Source organism: Micromonospora sp. NPDC000121 (assembly GCF_042899165.1).
Taxonomy (GTDB): domain Bacteria; phylum Actinomycetota; class Actinomycetes; order Mycobacteriales; family Micromonosporaceae; genus Micromonospora.
This window is the reverse complement of sequence record NZ_JBIAZP010000017.1, coordinates 19,633-35,732: the sequence shown is the minus strand read 5'-3', so window position 1 is coordinate 35,732 and position 16,100 is coordinate 19,633. Positions and strand designations below refer to the sequence as shown.

Here is a 16,100-nt window from a genome sequence, read left to right as displayed (position 1 = left end):
TCGACCTGCTCACGGGCGACGGCACCGCCCGTCCGGGCGTCCGGTCCTGCCCGGTCACAGGAAGTCGTCGGGCTTGGTGTCGGGCAGCGCGGCGAGCAGTTGCCCGGCCAGCCGCCGTACGGTGCCGTCGTCCTCCTGGCAGGCGAGCCGCACGAGCACAGCCCGGGTCCGGGTGTCCCGACAGTAGTGGCGGGTCAGCCCGAGCAGCGCGGTGCGGCGGATCTCCCAGTCGTCGTCGTCTGCCAGCCGTAGCAGCAACTCCTGTATCCCCACCCGGCCGGCCAGCGTGGCTCCCAACTGTTCCACGGCCCGGCGCCGGACCTCGAGGTCCGGGTCGTCGCGGACCAGCCCCACCAGCAGCACCCGGACTTCCGGGTCGGCTCCGAAGTGCGCGCCGAGCGCGGCGGCGATGCGGGCGCGGATCGCCGGATCCTGGTCTGCCAGGCGGCGCAGGAGCCGCAGTGTCACCGCCATGGATGCCGAGCCCTGCTCGGTCAGGCAGCACACCGCCGCGTCGAAGACGGTGGGGTCGGTGTCCGATTCGACGCACTCCAGCAGCACGTCGGTCACCACGTCGGGGCTCCCGTACGCGCAGAGGGTCTGCACGGCGGCCAGCCGGATGCCGACGTAGCTGTCTCGGCGGGCCCGCCGGCACAGTGTCTCCACCAGGGCGTCGGCCTCGCCGTGGCGGGCGAGCGCCTGGGCGGCCGCGCGCAGCACGTTCGGGTCGGGGTCCCGGCTGACCTGCTCGGCCAGGCACTCCAGCACCTCGGGGTCGGGCGGGTCGGCGAGGCGGGTCAGGCGGAGGGTGACCCGCAACCGGACGATCGCGTCCCGCTCCTGGGTAGCGCGGCTGATGAGCAGATCACGAGTGGCGTGGCCGAGTAGCGGCCGGCCGGTGAGCAGGTCGACGGCGGCGAGCCGGACGCTCGCGGTCGGGTCGCGGTGAGCTTTCTCCCGCAGCAGTTCCCCGGTGCGGTGGTCCGGGTAGGCCTCAGCCAGCGCGCGCACCGCGGCGAGGCGCACCGTCGCGTCCTCGTCGGTTCGAGCCGCGTGCGCCACCACGGTCCATCCGGTGTCGTCGGCCCGGTCCCGGTCGATCAGCGCGGTCACGGCGGCGGCACGCACGGAGGCGTCCTCGTCCTGCTCGATCTGGTCGACCAGCCGGGCTCGGCAGCGCCCCTCCGGGTCGGACACGAGGGCCAGTTGCTGCACGGCGACCGCGCGGAGCCGCGCGGAGGTGTCCGAGCAAGCCAGCTTCAGCAGCAGTTCGGTGTTCTCCGGGCTGGACCGACCAGGCAGCAGCTCGGTCACCACGCAGCGCCGCACCTCGTCCGGGGAGTCGCCGGTCACCCGTTGCAGGGCCCGGGTGCGGGCGGTTTCGGCGTGCTCCGGCAGGGTCAGCAAGCCCTCCAGCGCGCACTGCACTACGCCGGGGTCGGTGTCGGTGGCCAGCAGTCGCTGCAGTGTCTCGGGTGCGTCCGGCAGGTCGGCGCAGCGCGTGGTGAGCACTCCGGCGGCGGCCCGCCGCACTGCGGTGGCGGGGTCTTCCGTGGCCCTGGCCAGCACCTGGCGGACGTCCTCGGACAGCTCGGTGCGGCCGCCGAGGGACTGCACGGCCAGCGCACGCACCGCGAGATCGGGTGAGTCGGCAAGGCCCCGCAGCACGTCGACGTGGTCGGGGTCGGCGCCGAAGTGCGCGACCAGAGCCCGTACGGCGGCCTGCCGCACCGCGGTGGAGACCTCGGCCCGTGCCTGGGCGAGCAGGAGGTCGCGGCATCGGCGGCGGCCGCGACTGGTGGTGTCCAGCCGGCCGGCGGTCTCGGCCAGCCCCGCGACCAGGGTGAGGTGGGCCTGCCGCTCGCGGCCCTGCCCGAGTTCCCGGACCAGCAGTTCCTCCAGTTGCTCCTCGGCGGTGGAGAGCGCCGCGGCGATCCGGGTGGCGAATACTGAGCCGGAGCGCCAGCTGGTCCGCACCCCGCGACGTCGGTACCAGTGCAGGAAGGCTTCCCGGCCGGGCCAGCCCGGTCCGAGCGCCCGGATCGAGGACAGCAGCTCCTGCTCGGTGAGCTCCACCAGGTTGGGGTCGTCGGCGGAGATGCCGTGTTCGACCAGCCGCACGACCTGGCACAGCACCGCGTCGCCGGCGCCGGCCAGCTCGGCGGGCTGCGGCGCCTCCGCCACGCACTGCGCGGCCAGCACCAGGTTCCATGGCGGGCCGGTCAGGTTCAGCGGCGGCCAGGGCTGGTTGGCCTCGGTGGCGAGCAGGATGACCAGGTCGTTGGCGGTCTGGGCGGGCAGCGCGCTGGCGACCAGCCGAAGCACCTCCCGCCAGGACGGGTCGGCCCAGTGCTCCCGGAACAGCGCGCGCAGTTGCTCGAGGCCCCAGGTGTCCGGATCGTGCTCGAACCTGTCCACGATCTCCTCGGCGCAGAAGAACTCCAGGAACGTGCGGTGCACGAACCCGAACAGTCGCAGTCCGTACCGTTCCAGGATGAAGCTTCGCTGACGCAATTTTTCGATCATCGAGTAGGCCATGGAGAGCGCCCGCTCGTTCTCGAAACCGTAGAACGCGACGAGGTGGTCCCGGAAGATGCGAGCCAGCTCGTCGGATTCGATGTAGTTTCCGGCCGGGCCGGACTCCCGGAACTGCATCCAGTACGCCAGGTGGCGCACCAACCGGCGCTTCGCCTGCAGGTCCAGCAGCGGCACGTCGCCGTGGTTTTCCCGTAGCTGTTTGGTCACGTCCCACTCGGAGATCAGTACGTCCGTGACGTGCGCGTAGAGCCGGTGCCGGTTGCGGGGCAGCGGGTGGCCCCGGCCGACGATCGCCATGAGCATCAGCAGCAGGGGGTTGCCGGCGATCTCGTGCATCGCTCGGGACCTGTGCACCACGTCAAGAATCTGTCGCCGCTGCCGGTCCGCTTCGGCCGCCGGTGTGGGCATCACGTAGCGGTACCAGTTGCCGAGGAACCGGGCGATTCGCTCGTCGTCGAGATCCTCGAGCGTGAAGTGGTCGAAGCCGGCGTTGGCGAAGGTGTGCCGCAGATATCCGGCGGCCCGCGAGGTGACCATCGTCCGCACCCCCGGGTACTCGCTGGCGAACGTGGCGATCTGCGCGGCCACCTCCTCCCGCTGCGCGGGGTCGAACACCTCGTCCAGGCCGTCGAACAGGAACAGCGCCTGGCCGCCCTGACGCAGGTACGCCTCCAGTACGCCCTGGTCGATTCCGGCGAGTCCCTGCTGGTGGCGGTGGCCCACGTAGTCCAGCAGGCCGTCGCACCGCCCGTCCCCGCAGTGGGCGGCGTAGGAGCGCAGCTCGATCAGGACGGGTAGGTACCGGTCCAGTGGCGCCAGCCGGGGCTCGGCGCAGACCCCGGCCAGCGCCAGCGCCAGGTACCGCGCTGCCGCCGACTTGCCGGAGCCGGGGTCGCCGAGCAGCACGATCGCTCGCCGGCCCGGATCGCACACCACGTCGAACAGGGCCAGCGCGTCTTTGGCCGCGTATTCTTCCCAGAGCCGCTCCACCTCCTCCGGGTTGATCACCCCGGGCAGCCCGCCGGCGTCACCGTCCGTCGTGGAACTGGCCCAACGCCACCAGGCCAGTGGCATCTCCGGCCGGGTGTCCTCGTGTACGCGCGGCTCCACGAACATCTTCGGCAACCCGACCGTGAGGTAGCCGATGGTGGGGCGTGGTGAGACCGCGTCCAGCGGAATGGCCTGGTACCTCAGCGCCAACTGTTTGTAGTACTGGCTGCGCACGGCGTCCGGCAGGTGGGTGTCCGGGTCGGCGGGCTCGCGCGCCGGGGATCGGCCGCTGCGCACCTCGGCCAGTGCCACGGTCACCTTGGCGGCGAGGTCGTCCACGCCGGAGAAGAAGGCACAGAGGTGGCGCTCCTTGAGTTCCCGGCGCAGCGCGACGATCTGCTGCCAGTCGGCGTCCCGGTCGATCATGTCGACCGGCCAGGGTGTGTCCTCGGCGAGCAGGAAGATCAGGCAGGGCTTTCCGGCCGCGAGTGCCTCGCGGTACTCCAGTTCGGTGATGGAGGAATCCTGGCCGGGCGGCCGGAACCCGTACCGCCAGGCGAACAGCCCTACGTAGAGATCGCACCGGCGCACGTCGGTCAGGCAGCGTTCCAGCGGTGGCCGGACGTCGGCGCCGTACGCCTCCATGGCCACGTCCTCGATCTCGAGACGACGCGCCACGACGTGTACGGCAGCTCGGTATTCCAGCAGGTCCTTTTGGGTGGCTGAAATGTAGACCTTCATGAACGGCAAACTCCAGGGGGTGGCTGGCGACCGCACCAATGAAAATATCAGCTGCCTTCACATCCCCCTGCCCCGCAAACACTCGCAACCCCCGCCATACGTGGGAATCCCGGCAACGGTGGGCCTATGATGACGACAGGACGGATACGGATCCGGGCGAGCCGAATCCCGCGCTGACGAGGAGTTTCGATAATCCCACACGGATCCGTGTCGGTGCGGGTCACGGCGGCGTACGTCAATCACCATGGGACCGCGTTCCGCGGGGCGACCGCGGACCGGTGCCGGCAATGCGGAGGAAGTCATGCTCACGGTGGGTGAGGTGCACACCAGCCTGCTGCAGCACAGCACGGCGCTGACCCAGGAGCAGAGCTCCGAGGTGCTCGGCCTGGTCGAGGGTGAGGTCGTGCTGACCTCGCGACGCCCTTCGCTCTACGCGGTGTCGCCCGACGTCCGCACCGGCGTGGACTGCTGGCTGCCCAGCGCCAGGAAGCGCCAGCTGCGCGGGGTGGGTGCGGTGGTCACCCGGGCCATCGTCACCGGTGGCCGAATCGTGCAGGCTTCCTCGGTCATCCAGGTCGTCGCTGGAGAGCGCCGCCAGCCATGGTCGCACTATCTGGCCAACCCCGGCGTCCTTGAGACGGTCGGCAAGCTGGACGCCGCGGACCTGACCGCGGGCTTCCTGCACGGCAACAACGGGGACGTGCTGAACCTGGAGGCGATCACCGGCCGGGTGCTCGACGGCGTGCAGATGTCCGACCTGCTGGACCGGCACCCGCCCCTGCGCGCGGCGCGCACCCGGCTGCGCTGGACCGCGCAGGTCGGCCAGCAGCCGGGCCGGGACGTCTCGGCGGTGGTCACCGTGGACTCCCCCACGCTGCGTACGGTCGAACTCGTGGTCGGCCCGCAGGACGTGCCGGCCGCCGTGGCCGGCCTCTGCGAAGACCTCGCGCTGCACGATTGGCTGCTGACCATGCTGTCCTCCCTGGTCGAGGCCGCGGTCACCCGGCCAGCCTCCGGGCAGGAGCACATCGAGCGGCTGCGGCCGGTGCTGGAGCACCTGCTGCACCTGTGGCTGCCTGGCGCTCGGGTGCACCCCCGGCTGCGGCCAATCTGGGACCGGCTGGAGCAGGTCCCCGGGTTCAGCCGGCAGTGGAAGTCGTCGGTCAACTGGATCCGGGATCAGATCAGCGTGAACAACATGGCCCTGCTGCGCGACCTGGCCGACCGGGTGGCGGTCAAGCAGCCGTGCGGCCGCTGACCGCGCTCACTCGCCGATGAACACGTAGCTCAACCGGTCGACCAGCTCGCTGGGCAGTTGCAGGCCCTCGCCGCCGGCCCGCTTGGCGACCTGCTGCGCGACTGCCGACGGTACGGCCACCTGGCCGAGGATGGTCCGTACGGCCAGTTCCACCGGCAGGTACTGGGTGTCCATGAGGGTCAGCGTGCGGTACGCGCAGAACGGCGCGGCGACCGGGTTCAGCTGGACGATCGCTGGCAGTTCGTCCCAGTCGGTGGGCAGCTCCCCGGTGAGCCGGCACGGCTGCCTGATCGTCTCACCCCGGTGCCGTAGCACGCCCAGCCGGGTCAACTGCCAGACCGAGGCGAGCAGCGCGCAAGCCCACACCCGGGTGTTCGGCTCGTCGGACCACAGCTCGATGTCGACGAAGATGGAGTGCTGTGGGTCGCCGGACTGCACCGGCGGGGACCACGGCCGTGGCAGGGTCATCGCCGGGGCGTCGACGTGCCCAGGCGACCGCTTACCGTTGGACAGCCAACCCGACTCGTTCAACGGTGGGCGACTCCCGGTGGTGTGCCGGGGCGGTTCCACCACCAGTGTGTCGACCACCAGCTGGGCCAGCTCGACACCGTCGTGCCGCGCGAAGCTGGATTCCCGGGCCACGTAGTCCACCATCAGGCCGTGCTCCGCCGCGGCGCTCTGCACCTGCGGGATCACCTCGCGGGGGGTACCGAAGCGGTGGAAGTAATCGTCCACCATGAAGCAGGTGCTGATCCGCGGTTGCCGGTGTGGGGGCAGGCCTCGTCGGGCCAGGGCCGGGATCGCGGCCGACCAGTCCGCGATCCGCTCGAACTTGCGCCGCAGCTCCTGACACCCGTCGCCGAAGTCCTCCGCGTAGAAGTGCCCCAACTCCACCGACAGGTGCGAGTACGCCACGCTCTCTGTACGTCGCACCGCAGCCGCCTCCTGGAACCTGACATCCACGCCAATCACACGGTCTCCCATGCCGTCTCGTCGAAGAGCTTCTCGGTCAAATCCACGAAGGCGTCCACGGTCTTGACGTTCGCGATCTTGGTTTGCACGTCGTGGTCCGAGATGAGCTGCTCCCGCCACTGCAACAGAGGGTCCAGCGGCACCGTGCCGAACAGCGTGGTGCGCCCGACGCCCCGCCGTCGGGCCAGCTCCGACAGCTCCGCGTCGCACTTGCGCAGGAATGCCTGCTGCGCGAGGTCGAGGTAGCCGACCTCGGGGCCGCGTGAATCGATCACCGCCGTGCGGATGAACCGCAGCGACTCTCGCAGCCGGTCCGGCTCGTGACCGTACTCCTTGCCCATGGCCACGATCCCACCTGCCTCGAAGGCCAGATCCGCAGCCGCGGTGACGTGCTGGGGAGTCCACCGGTGGAAGACCAACCAGCGAACGGTGACCTTGCGTAGGGTCGGGGTGGCGGTGGCTGCCAGGGCGATCTGGCTGGCGTACGACCGGCCGGCGCTGAGGTCCACCAGGGTCAGGTCGAACTCCTCCTCCAGACGAAGGAAGAGCTCGGCGCAGCGCTTGGCGATGTCGTTGGTGAAACCGAACTCGCTGCCGTTGCGCTGCCCGGGCAGGAGCACCAGCGGACCGGACCCGATGGGCCGCTGGCGCAGGCTGGCCCGCTCCGACGTGCCCCACACGTCCAACTGCTCCGGAGACGGGATCTCCCCACGCAGATACCGGTGCAGGCCGCCGCCGTTGGGCCCGGCGCCCTCCACCCCGTTGACGGCCTGCGGGATCTGGAACGTGATGCCGGCCGTCGGCGAGCCGAAATCGTAGTCCAGGTAGCAGGTGGGGCGGCCGGACAACGCGCTGCGGTAGGCGATGTTCGCCGCGGTCACCGAGCGCCCGGTGCCGCCCTTGTGCGACGTGACGAAGACCAGCATTCAGATCCCCTCGCTGGCTTTCTGCTGCCCGGTGGCGACGTCGTTGAGCAACAGCAGCAGGGCGTTTGCCAGGGCGGCCGCCGTGCCGGGGCGTTCGTCCACCAGCAGCTGTGCCCGGCGCAGGCTGGCCCGGATGCTACGCATGCTGCGCTGCATCGCCTCGCCGGCGAACGTGCCGCGCATCAGCTCCCGGTCGAAGAGGTACTCCGCTTCGTCGATGAGGTCCTGCGCGTACGAGGCGAGCCGGCCAGCCCGCGGGAACGGCCGCTCCCAGAGCAGTTGACCGGCGCTGACCAGCGCCTCCACCACCCGCTCGGTCAGGTACCAGGAGGGCGCGTCCGGCTTCGGCGCCAGCCCGGGGAAAGCACCGCCGGCGTGATCCCACAGGCCCCGGTGCTGACCGTCGGGGATACGCCGCAGCAGCAGGTGATCCCACACCTCGTCCGCCAGCTCGAGCAGCTCGCTGCGCCGCCGGGCGTTGCTCAGCAGACCGGCGACGGTGGCCGCCCGCTGGAGCAGCACCGTGGAGTACTCGTTCACGTTCCACGTCATGATCGGCTTTGACGTGTCGTCGTTCAGGGTCACCCGCTTGCCTGGCGCGTGCAGGAGCAGCGCCGGCTCGTCGGGCGAGGCGCGCCGGGTGATCCGCGCCCGCTGCGCCAGCTCGACAAGCACCGAGGCGATCCGGCCGAGCTCCTCGTCGGCGCCGCGCCCGCGGGCGATCAGTCCCTTCACCGCCAGCGACGTGGCCTGGAGGGTGTAGTAGTCGGTCCGGTCACCGTCGGTCGTCCGCCAGGGGATGTCCTCGATGGGCCACCGCCGCCGGTTGCCGAAGGTCGCCACCGTCGCCCAGTAGGTCCGGGTCAGCTCCCAGCGCAGCTGCAGTGCCCGAGACAGCCGCTGCTGCTCCTCGTTGAGCAACCCGAGCAGGCGGGTGCGTTCGGAGTTCAGGTCCTCGATGGCGTCCATCGCGATGACCGTGAAGTAGAGGTAGGGAGCGTTCTCCGCCGAGCCCTCGCGCTGCAGGCCGATCGGCTCCGTGGTCGGGACCTCCTCGGCCCCGGCGATGATCCCCCACGACCAGCCGCACTCGAACAGCATCTCGCTGTTGTCCAGGTCCTCGGTCACCCGGCCCGACCCGATGACCACGCTGCGCAGGCTGGCCATCGTTTCGCGCAGCTGTTCGCGCAGCGCGGCCACGACCTCGCGGCGCGGCAACTCGTCCTGGTTGATCATGTCGCACAGCCGGAGGCCGTACTCGTCGGTGGAGGTGAAGACGAAGGTACTGAAGCTGCGGAGCAGGCCGACCATGGCCGCGGTGAGCCGCGCGTTGGCCATCGCTTCCAGGGCGTCCAGTTGCGTCAGCAGGTCGCGTCGCTTGGTGGCGCCACGGTAGACCTTGACGAAGCCGATCGTCGCCAGGGTGAGCGTGACGGACACCGCGAACGAGTCGACGATGTCCAGGGAGCGTTGCTCGTCGGTGAGCTCCGAGCCGCCATCCAACGGGGTGAGGTAGCTTCCGCCGCTGAAGATAGGGGTGCCGGCGTCGTCGGTGTACCGCGTGAAGTAGTCGATCAACACGCTGACCAGCCGGCGGGGAATTTCGATCGCGCCGCCGATCGGGCTGAGCGCCTCGATCACCTCTTCGTCGGTGCGATCCGGGTCGTCGAGCGACAGCACGGGAACCCTGGCCGCCGGGAGCAGCAGGGTCAGTAGTTGCTCCGCGTCGCTGATCGAGTTGCTGCCACTTCGACCACCCCAGTGCCATTCACCGTTCTGCCAGCAACTACGCACCGTGGCCCGCCAGATGTCGAGGATCTCCTGGCGTGGCTGTATCCGCACGATTCACCGCCGTCTGGTGTAGTCGTCGACTCGAAACTGCTGGTGGTGCCGTTCACACGATGATCTACGGTGGTCCACAATGACGTGCACCAACATGGTAGCGGGCCCGTCGAGTGCCGCTTGAACAGCTTCGATGGCCGCGTGTCGGCAGCCCGATCCGTCTGGCACGGTGTGGATGCCCGTGCCGGTGAGCGGGGGCGATCTCACGGCGCCGGCGCCTCCCATGATCAGGCATCGCGCTAACCGCGGCTACGGCCGGTGGTCAGCAGCATGCTCACGTACCCGTCGCGCAGCGGCGGCGTGAGCCGCACCTCGTGGACGTCCAGGTCGTACGCGCCGGCCGCGATGCTGGCCACCACCTCGGCGCGCTGCAGCGCCACGGCCGGGAACAGGCGCTGGCCGACGCTGTAGCCGCGGGAGCCGAGCATCACCGCCACGGCAAAGGGCGAGCTGGGCCGCAGCGCTCGGAGGAATCGACCGATCGCGTGCTCGGCCTCCGCGCGGTCGGTCGATATGGAGCAGGCTACGAAGAACATTGTGCCGGCGTCCCAGGCGTGCCTCGGCACGTCGAAGACACTGACCCTCAGCGCTCGGCCCACCCGCGCCAGGCGGCCCCGCGGATCGGTCAGCGCCGAGTACGCCGGGTGCTCCGCGCACACCTGCCAGTACGGGTCCCAGATTTCGTCGTAGCTGTCGATTTGCGTCCGTAGCCAGTTCACATTCGATGTCGACCAGTCACACAGGTCGACAGTGCGCGCGAACGGCAGAAGCGACAGGGCCGGGTAGAGGTTCGCTCCCGATCCGACGTCGACACAGCGTGCGGCGGAGAGCTTCGCGTCGGCGAGGAAATCCCTGGTACGGCGGAGGATTTCACGGTCGTCGGCGCGCAGAACCGCGTAGTTGTGCCGGACGTACGCCTGGGGGTCGAAGCTGTCCCACTCGATGTCGGAATTCACCGGCGTCCGAGATCGGATGGGCGGGGGTGGCGCCGATGACTCGCCGCAACCGCCGCCAGCCGCCGGGGTCAACGCCATGGACGTGCCTCCATCGATGTCGGCGGATCGCATTGGTCGTCGTTCGGCGCACTCCTTCTCGTTGCCCATTGTGCATCGAAGGTGGTGTTGGTCCGCAAGCAGTGTCATGGGCTATTCAGATCGACTCTCACCAACTCGTTGAGAAGCCGCGCCAACGCGGTTACGGCGAGTAGTTACTGATCGTCGGCTGTTGTCCGACGTGTTGGTGGCGGAATTTGTCTCAGCTCGGCCGGATGGCGGTCGAGGGAGTCGCGGTGGTGAACGGCAAGGTGGTCGTCTCAGCGGGGGCCTGCGCGACGACGGCGGCCTGCCCGGACTGCGCGGCGGTGTCGAGCCGGGTGCATGGCTGTTGCCAGCGGTGCCCGGCAACGCCCTGTCGACGAGGCCCGCCATTCGCGACGTCTTCAGCCGCAGGCGGTGGTATGTCGTCACATGCGGACGAGATCGTGGGCACGCGCCAGGTCGTCACCCCAGGCCGTGGCGTGCTCACGTTCGAATGCCCGATACAGCCGGTCGCGGACCGTCTCGCGACACAGCCAGGCGGCAAGCATGGTCAGCCTGCGACTCGCGAAGTTGAGTCCGTTCACCGCGTCGGCCAGGTGACGGTCTGCCGCCGATCCGAGCGTGGCGTCCCAGGCGTCGAGAAATCGTTCGACGCCGTCGCCGCCGGCGACGACCGCGTCGAGGAAGACGGTCGTGTCGACAAACGAGCCGACCTGCGACGGGTACGTCGCCAGCAACGACCGCCAGACCGCATCCAGGTAGCCGTCCACGGCGCGCTGCTCAGCCTCGGGCCAGGTGCGCCACTGTTCGCGAGGCAGCTTGCCCAACACGATCGCTGGGTCGAGCTCTCTGGAGGTGACCATGCGCTCCAGCAGCAGGGGCAGCAGACCCTTCAGGTCGTCGCGGCCGCCGACCGTGTTGCCGAGGCTGATGCTCAAGGAGAACAGGTGGCGATCGTCGACCGGCATTGATCCCCGGCAATGCGGGCAGCCTTCGAGTACCGTCCTACGCGGGTACCGGATGAACGCCTCCTGGAGGCGCGCCACCGCCACAGACAGATCGCCGTCCACTGGTTCATCCTCGCATCCCGCACGTGGTCACGCCGGACACAGAACGTCGACCGTGCAGCCGTACGAAAGGCGCCGGACTCCGCCGCCGCGGTGCGCGTCCTACGGAGCACTGGTCCGTCCCGTGGCGGGGTGTGGTTCGGTGAGGCGCTCCCCTTGGCGGTGCTGGCTGCGGCGGTCGAGGCCGTTGCCGTGTGCGCGCCAGCCCCACTCGACCGGATCGTCGCCATCAGCCTGGGGCTGCACTGCGGCACAGGCCCTCCCGGCCCTGGCCCCAACGCACGGGAGGAACTGCGAGAGTTCGCGGCGCGGGCGATTACGGCTTACCTCCGCAGCCCCGGCGAGCGGGTGCCCGCCGGTGTGGCAGCGCCTGGTCGCCGTCGTCCTCGTACGCTCACCTGCCGTGCAGCCCCATGATGCTGACACACCCTCTAGGGCGTCCTAGGACATTGACTTCACAGCGGTGAGGAAAGCTGACCCGAATCTGTACAGGCCCGGTTCTTTCTCGCGGCCGAGCTGTCGGTTGGGTTCTTCAAGCCTGTCGGTGATCACCAGCCTGCTTGGACGTGTTTCAGGACCGGATTACTGATGATCCACTTCCGGTGCGCCGCGCAGCTATAGATGGCGGTTCCAGATCTTGTCGGCGGTTGTGGGGTGGCGGCGGCACCGATCGTTTCGGCAAGGCCGTCAGAGTGGGTCGAGGCGACGCTTGAGCAGGCAAAACTCGTTGCCTTCCGGATCGGCGAGGACGTGCCAGGACGCCTCGGCAGGCTGACCGATGTCGACGAGTTTGGCCCCGGCGGCCAGAAGGCGCTCGAGCTCGGCGTCCTGATCGCGGTCGGTGGGGTTGACGTCGATGTGCAGCCGGGCAAGCCCGTTCTTCGGCCCGTCGTCGCGGATGAGGAAGATCGTCGGCTGCGGGCCGCCGAACCCTTCGCGCGGGCCGATCTCGATGCAGCCCTCCGCTTCGCGATCGAGCTCTACGAAGTCCAGGACCTCGCACCAGAACCGCGCCAGCACCTCGGGGTCGTGACACTTGAGCACAAGCTCACTGATACGGCATGCCATTGACGAAGCCTACTTTCCGCGCGGGATCTGCCGGGGTGGCCGCACGAGGATCCCGTGGGGCTCCCGGCAGCAAGAACAGGCTCGCAACCTAACGGGCGAGGCGAGCGGGGTCGAACCAATTCCAGGCTCTTGCCCAGCCGGATCACCAGGCGAGGACCGTACGGTCGCGCAGTAGGGCAGGTGGCCTGCCTTGATCCATCCGAACCGTGAGCGCCATGCCGTCGAGTGCGGCGCCAACTGCCCCAAACGCCACCGCGCCGTGGCCACCAACGCACGACGCCCCGGCACCCGGCCAAGGCGACGCACACGACACCCCACCCCACCGCCGCCCACTGGGAGATCTCCTACGCCATGCCGGGCGAGGAACAGTGACCTTCCGTCCCGCGCCACACCGTCGGCCGCTGGCGCTCACCGGCCCAGCATCCCTCGCACCCATGCCTCGCGGTCTCCATCGGGGTACTGGTCGCGTTCCACGAGCCGATCGATGGTGTTCGTGGAACGATGGACGTCGTGGGAAATGGGAAGACCGCTCTGCCTGCTACCTCGCCGCTTGCTGGCGAGCCGCTCAAGCGTGCCGATGCCGAACGGCTGGCGGGAGCGCTGAAGGCATTTGCCGACCCGGCCCGGCTGCAACTGCTCAGTCTGATCCAGTCCGCTCCAGGGGGCGAAGCGTCCGTCAGTGACCTCATCGCGCCGCTTGGCCTCTCCCAGCCGACCGTGAGTCACCACCTTCGGATCCTCACCGAGGCCGGCCTGCTCGAGCGCGAGAAGCGCGGCGTCTGGGCGTACTACCGCCTCATGCCGGCCGCGATCACAGCGATCGCCGACCTGTTGACGCCGCCCCGCAAGCGGGCAACGAAGAAGGCCCGCTGAGGCTCAGTCGGTTGGCCGGTCTGGGTTACGCGTTGGCCGGGTCTTCGCCGGCAACGGGCATGTAGCAGCCGCTGGCCAGGATCAAGGCGATGCTGTCGCGCCTCTTGCTGGTGGTGAGGCTGATCGTGATCGCCGTTTCCTGGTCGCGCATGGAGACCGCGCCTCCGGTGCCGTCGTCGAAGGTCCGGTCCTCGGTGATTTCGTAGCCTCGCTGGCGCCACATGTCCCGAACCCGCTGCAGCGTGGTGAGCTGGTCGGCCGGGGCAACCGGCAGCCCGGCGAAGCCCTTGAGCGTCCAGCGTCCGTCTTCGGCGATCTCACCGCGGCGGCCCAGGCAGGGTGAGGTGTTGGTCTGCCAGTCACCCAACGAGCCCCCAACAGCGGCGGCGACGGCCTGAGCATGCTCCTCGGCCAGCGCGGTCACCTCGGCGATGGCCTTGGTCTGCAATGGGTCGTCCTTTCCGTGCGAGGAGCCGGGGCCGCTGTCGGTGCAGGCGGCGGCAAGGGCCAGTACGGCGGTGAGGGCGGCGGCAGCAGCCGCGTGCCGCCAAGGCGTCCGCCGGCGGGGGCTCATGGCGCTGCCCCATGCTCGAGTGCGGCGGCCTGGTAGTGGCCGATGATGACCGCCGCCTGGGATCGCAGCACTTGACTGTCTTCCGTCCAGTAGCCGCTGTGGCCGCTGGTGTCGACCTGCAGGACGTTGGCGCCGAATTCCGGGTTGTGGGGCCCTGGTCCGTGAATGCCTACCGCGGCGTCGGCCAGGAGCGGACCAACGATGGGTACGCCGGCGAGCCATTTGGCGGGCCCTTCGGGTCGGGCAACCACCCTGTCGTCGGCTGCAGCGCCGACCCACACATGCCGGGCGTCGACGTTGAACTCGCTGACGTTGTCGACGCGCATGCCGGGGCTACCGACGGCGATCATGTCGTCCACGGCGAGGCCGTCACCGGTGCTGGCCGCCTCTCCCAGGACGGTCGAGCCGTAGCTGTGCCCGACCGCGGTGACGTGGGAGGGCGTGCCGTCGTGAGACACGCGAAGGCCGTCAACGAAACCGTCGAGCGCGCGGGCACCGGCTTCGGACTTGCCGCCGAAAACTGCGGTGACGATGTCGATGCCCATCGAGGGTGTGTCGTAGCCGAGCCACGCCACGACGGCGACGCTCTCGGCGCGGTCGAGTTGGATTGCGGCGTCCTGCAGGTCGTTGGCGCGGCCGATCAGGCCACGGATGTCGTTCAGTTCGGTGCCGACGCCGGGAACGAGCACTGCGGTGTGGGCGGCGGTGTCGGGGTTGCCGATGGCCACGGCCGCCTTGCCGTCACCCGTGGGGTCGACCGACAGCAGGTACAGGCGTTTGTGCTCCGGGGCGTTCTCCGCCTGTTCGAGCTTCTTGAGCAGCATGAGGGCGGTGGCGTGCTGCGGATTGTCCTGCTCGCGGTGGTGGTTGACGTTGTCGCCGATGAAGGTACGCAACGCGAGCTGGTTCGCCGCGTCGCGGTCGGCGGCGGGCAGACCGTCGAGAGCGCCGATCCGTTCCGGGAAGGCGGTCAGGTAGATCTGCCGCTCGTCGTCGGACAGGCCGCGCCACCAGTCGCGTACCTCGGCGGGCTTGCTGCCCGGCGCCGGGATGCTGTCTTCGGTGAGACCGAGCGCTGCCGCGGCGGCCCGGGCGCCGTCCTGGGCCTTGTTGTACTCCCACTCGTGCTGCCCCGGCGCGCTTGCCTTGAGCTGGGTCAATGCTCGGGCGATCCGGTTGTCGGTCTCGGTGGCCTCGGCCACGATCTTCTCGATGAGCTCGGTGTAGATGGCGGCGTTCTGCACGTCCCGACGGCGGATGGGCTCCGCGTCCGGGTCGTTCCTGGCCTCCGTCGCCATCGGCGGGGCGGACACCCGGCCGGTGCCGTCAACGTTCAGGCCCAGAGAGCGGGCGGCACCGACGGCAGACTCCAGCCGCCGCTGCAAGTTCTCGAAGTCCTCTGCCGCTTCCCGCAGCACACTGGCGGCGGTGCGTGTCTGCAGACTCGCGACCTCGAACTCGTCGTCGAGTTCGTCGAGCCGGCCCAACGCGGCGTCGGCGGCCGGCCCCTGCCAGCCGGAGGTACGCAGCGGACGGGTCAGCTCGGCGCCGCACCGCTCCTCCAGCTTCGCGCAGGACCGCGCCAGATCCGTCCAGGCTCGTGCGGCCTGCCGAAGCGGGGCGAGGCGCGCATCACGCAAGTCTGCGTAGGTGACCATGGGGAATCATCGCCGAAGGATGTCGAAGTGGGCGGCGCTGGCTTCGTCGCTGTAGCGATAGTCCCTCGCGCAGTCGCCCAGAGCATCGCCAACGTTCGACAGGTAGCTGCTCAGTTTGGTCAGATCGTCCGACCACGACCAGCGCAGCTGCTCCAGCGCCGTCCGCGTCTGCCACCCGGACAGGCCGGCGAGAGCCGCCTGCGTCTCGTCCCCGATGTCTGCCGTACTGCGCCGGAGGTCGTCACGCAGCCCGTCGCAGACGTGTGAGGCCTTCTCCAACACGTCTGGTTCGACGCGAACTTCCGTCACCGGCGGCCTCCCCAAAATCGCCGCGAGCCTACAGCAGCGGCGTCAACGCGGTGGGCATCGGTAGCTGCGGCGTCGACCCCTGAAGCCAACAGTTCCTGCTCGCTGAGGTGGCCCCCGTCGGGGGAAAGTGACCTGACGTAGCAGCGAGTGTGATCATGTGCCGTACGGTTGTCCAGCGGCGCACGCCGCGTAGTGGAGCGACGCCAGAGTCACGCGCAGTCGGGCTGTGGCTTACAGGTCAGGCCAT

The 16,100-nt window shown here is 69.6% G+C and carries 12 protein-coding genes; 2 read left to right on the top strand and 10 right to left on the bottom strand.

All coding sequences use genetic code 11. The annotated features are described in order from the left end of the window. Window positions 1-54: 54 nt before the first annotated feature. Window positions 55-4,269 carry a HEAT repeat domain-containing protein gene (locus tag ACFY23_RS30680; RefSeq protein WP_350678772.1) on the bottom strand — a complete coding sequence of 1,405 codons (4,215 nt, stop codon included), beginning with the start codon at window positions 4,267-4,269 and terminating at the stop codon, window positions 55-57. 301 nt (window positions 4,270-4,570) lie between these two features. Between ACFY23_RS30680 and ACFY23_RS30675 the strand changes: the two genes are divergently transcribed. Then, window positions 4,571-5,527, top strand: coding sequence for an SCO2521 family protein (locus ACFY23_RS30675; RefSeq protein ID WP_350678770.1), 957 nt, complete (start codon window positions 4,571-4,573; stop codon window positions 5,525-5,527). 6 nt (window positions 5,528-5,533) lie between these two features. On the opposite strand, the gene ACFY23_RS30670 is transcribed toward ACFY23_RS30675, so the two are convergent. The 6 genes from ACFY23_RS30670 to ACFY23_RS30645 all read right to left on the bottom strand — a co-directional run bounded on the left by ACFY23_RS30670 (window position 5,534) and on the right by ACFY23_RS30645 (window position 12,439). Further along, window positions 5,534-6,511, bottom strand: a complete 978-nt coding sequence (locus tag ACFY23_RS30670; RefSeq protein WP_350678768.1) for an SCO2522 family protein — start codon at window positions 6,509-6,511, stop codon at window positions 5,534-5,536. Then, window positions 6,496-7,425: an SCO2523 family variant P-loop protein gene (locus tag ACFY23_RS30665; protein WP_350678766.1), complete on the bottom strand. Its 930-nt coding sequence runs from the start codon at window positions 7,423-7,425 to the stop codon at window positions 6,496-6,498. Before ACFY23_RS30665 ends, ACFY23_RS30670 begins: the two co-directional genes overlap by 16 nt. Further along, window positions 7,426-9,267, bottom strand: coding sequence for an SCO2524 family protein (locus ACFY23_RS30660; RefSeq protein WP_350678764.1), 1,842 nt, complete (start codon window positions 9,265-9,267; stop codon window positions 7,426-7,428). A 239-nt stretch (window positions 9,268-9,506) separates the two neighbouring features. Further along, window positions 9,507-10,223: an SCO2525 family SAM-dependent methyltransferase gene (locus tag ACFY23_RS30655; protein WP_350819535.1), complete on the bottom strand. Its 717-nt coding sequence runs from the start codon at window positions 10,221-10,223 to the stop codon at window positions 9,507-9,509. A 506-nt stretch (window positions 10,224-10,729) separates the two neighbouring features. Further along, window positions 10,730-11,374, bottom strand: coding sequence for a hypothetical protein (locus ACFY23_RS30650; RefSeq protein ID WP_350678760.1), 645 nt, complete (start codon window positions 11,372-11,374; stop codon window positions 10,730-10,732). 684 nt (window positions 11,375-12,058) lie between these two features. Further along, window positions 12,059-12,439 carry a VOC family protein gene (locus tag ACFY23_RS30645; protein WP_350678758.1) on the bottom strand — a complete coding sequence of 127 codons (381 nt, stop codon included), beginning with the start codon at window positions 12,437-12,439 and terminating at the stop codon, window positions 12,059-12,061. A 501-nt stretch (window positions 12,440-12,940) separates the two neighbouring features. Between ACFY23_RS30645 and ACFY23_RS30640 the strand changes: the two genes are divergently transcribed. Next, window positions 12,941-13,312, top strand: a complete 372-nt coding sequence (locus ACFY23_RS30640) for a metalloregulator ArsR/SmtB family transcription factor (protein ID WP_350678756.1) — start codon at window positions 12,941-12,943, stop codon at window positions 13,310-13,312. A gap of 25 nt (window positions 13,313-13,337) precedes the next feature. On the opposite strand, the gene ACFY23_RS30635 is transcribed toward ACFY23_RS30640, so the two are convergent. The 3 genes from ACFY23_RS30635 to ACFY23_RS30625 all read right to left on the bottom strand — a co-directional run bounded on the left by ACFY23_RS30635 (window position 13,338) and on the right by ACFY23_RS30625 (window position 15,853). After that, window positions 13,338-13,760, bottom strand: coding sequence for a hypothetical protein (locus ACFY23_RS30635; RefSeq protein ID WP_350678754.1), 423 nt, complete (start codon window positions 13,758-13,760; stop codon window positions 13,338-13,340). A 122-nt stretch (window positions 13,761-13,882) separates the two neighbouring features. Further along, window positions 13,883-15,544: an alpha/beta hydrolase gene (locus ACFY23_RS30630; protein WP_350678752.1), complete on the bottom strand. Its 1,662-nt coding sequence runs from the start codon at window positions 15,542-15,544 to the stop codon at window positions 13,883-13,885. A 6-nt stretch (window positions 15,545-15,550) separates the two neighbouring features. Next, window positions 15,551-15,853 carry a type VII secretion target gene (locus ACFY23_RS30625; RefSeq protein ID WP_350678750.1) on the bottom strand — a complete coding sequence of 101 codons (303 nt, stop codon included), beginning with the start codon at window positions 15,851-15,853 and terminating at the stop codon, window positions 15,551-15,553. Between the last annotated feature and the right edge of the window lie 247 nt (window positions 15,854-16,100).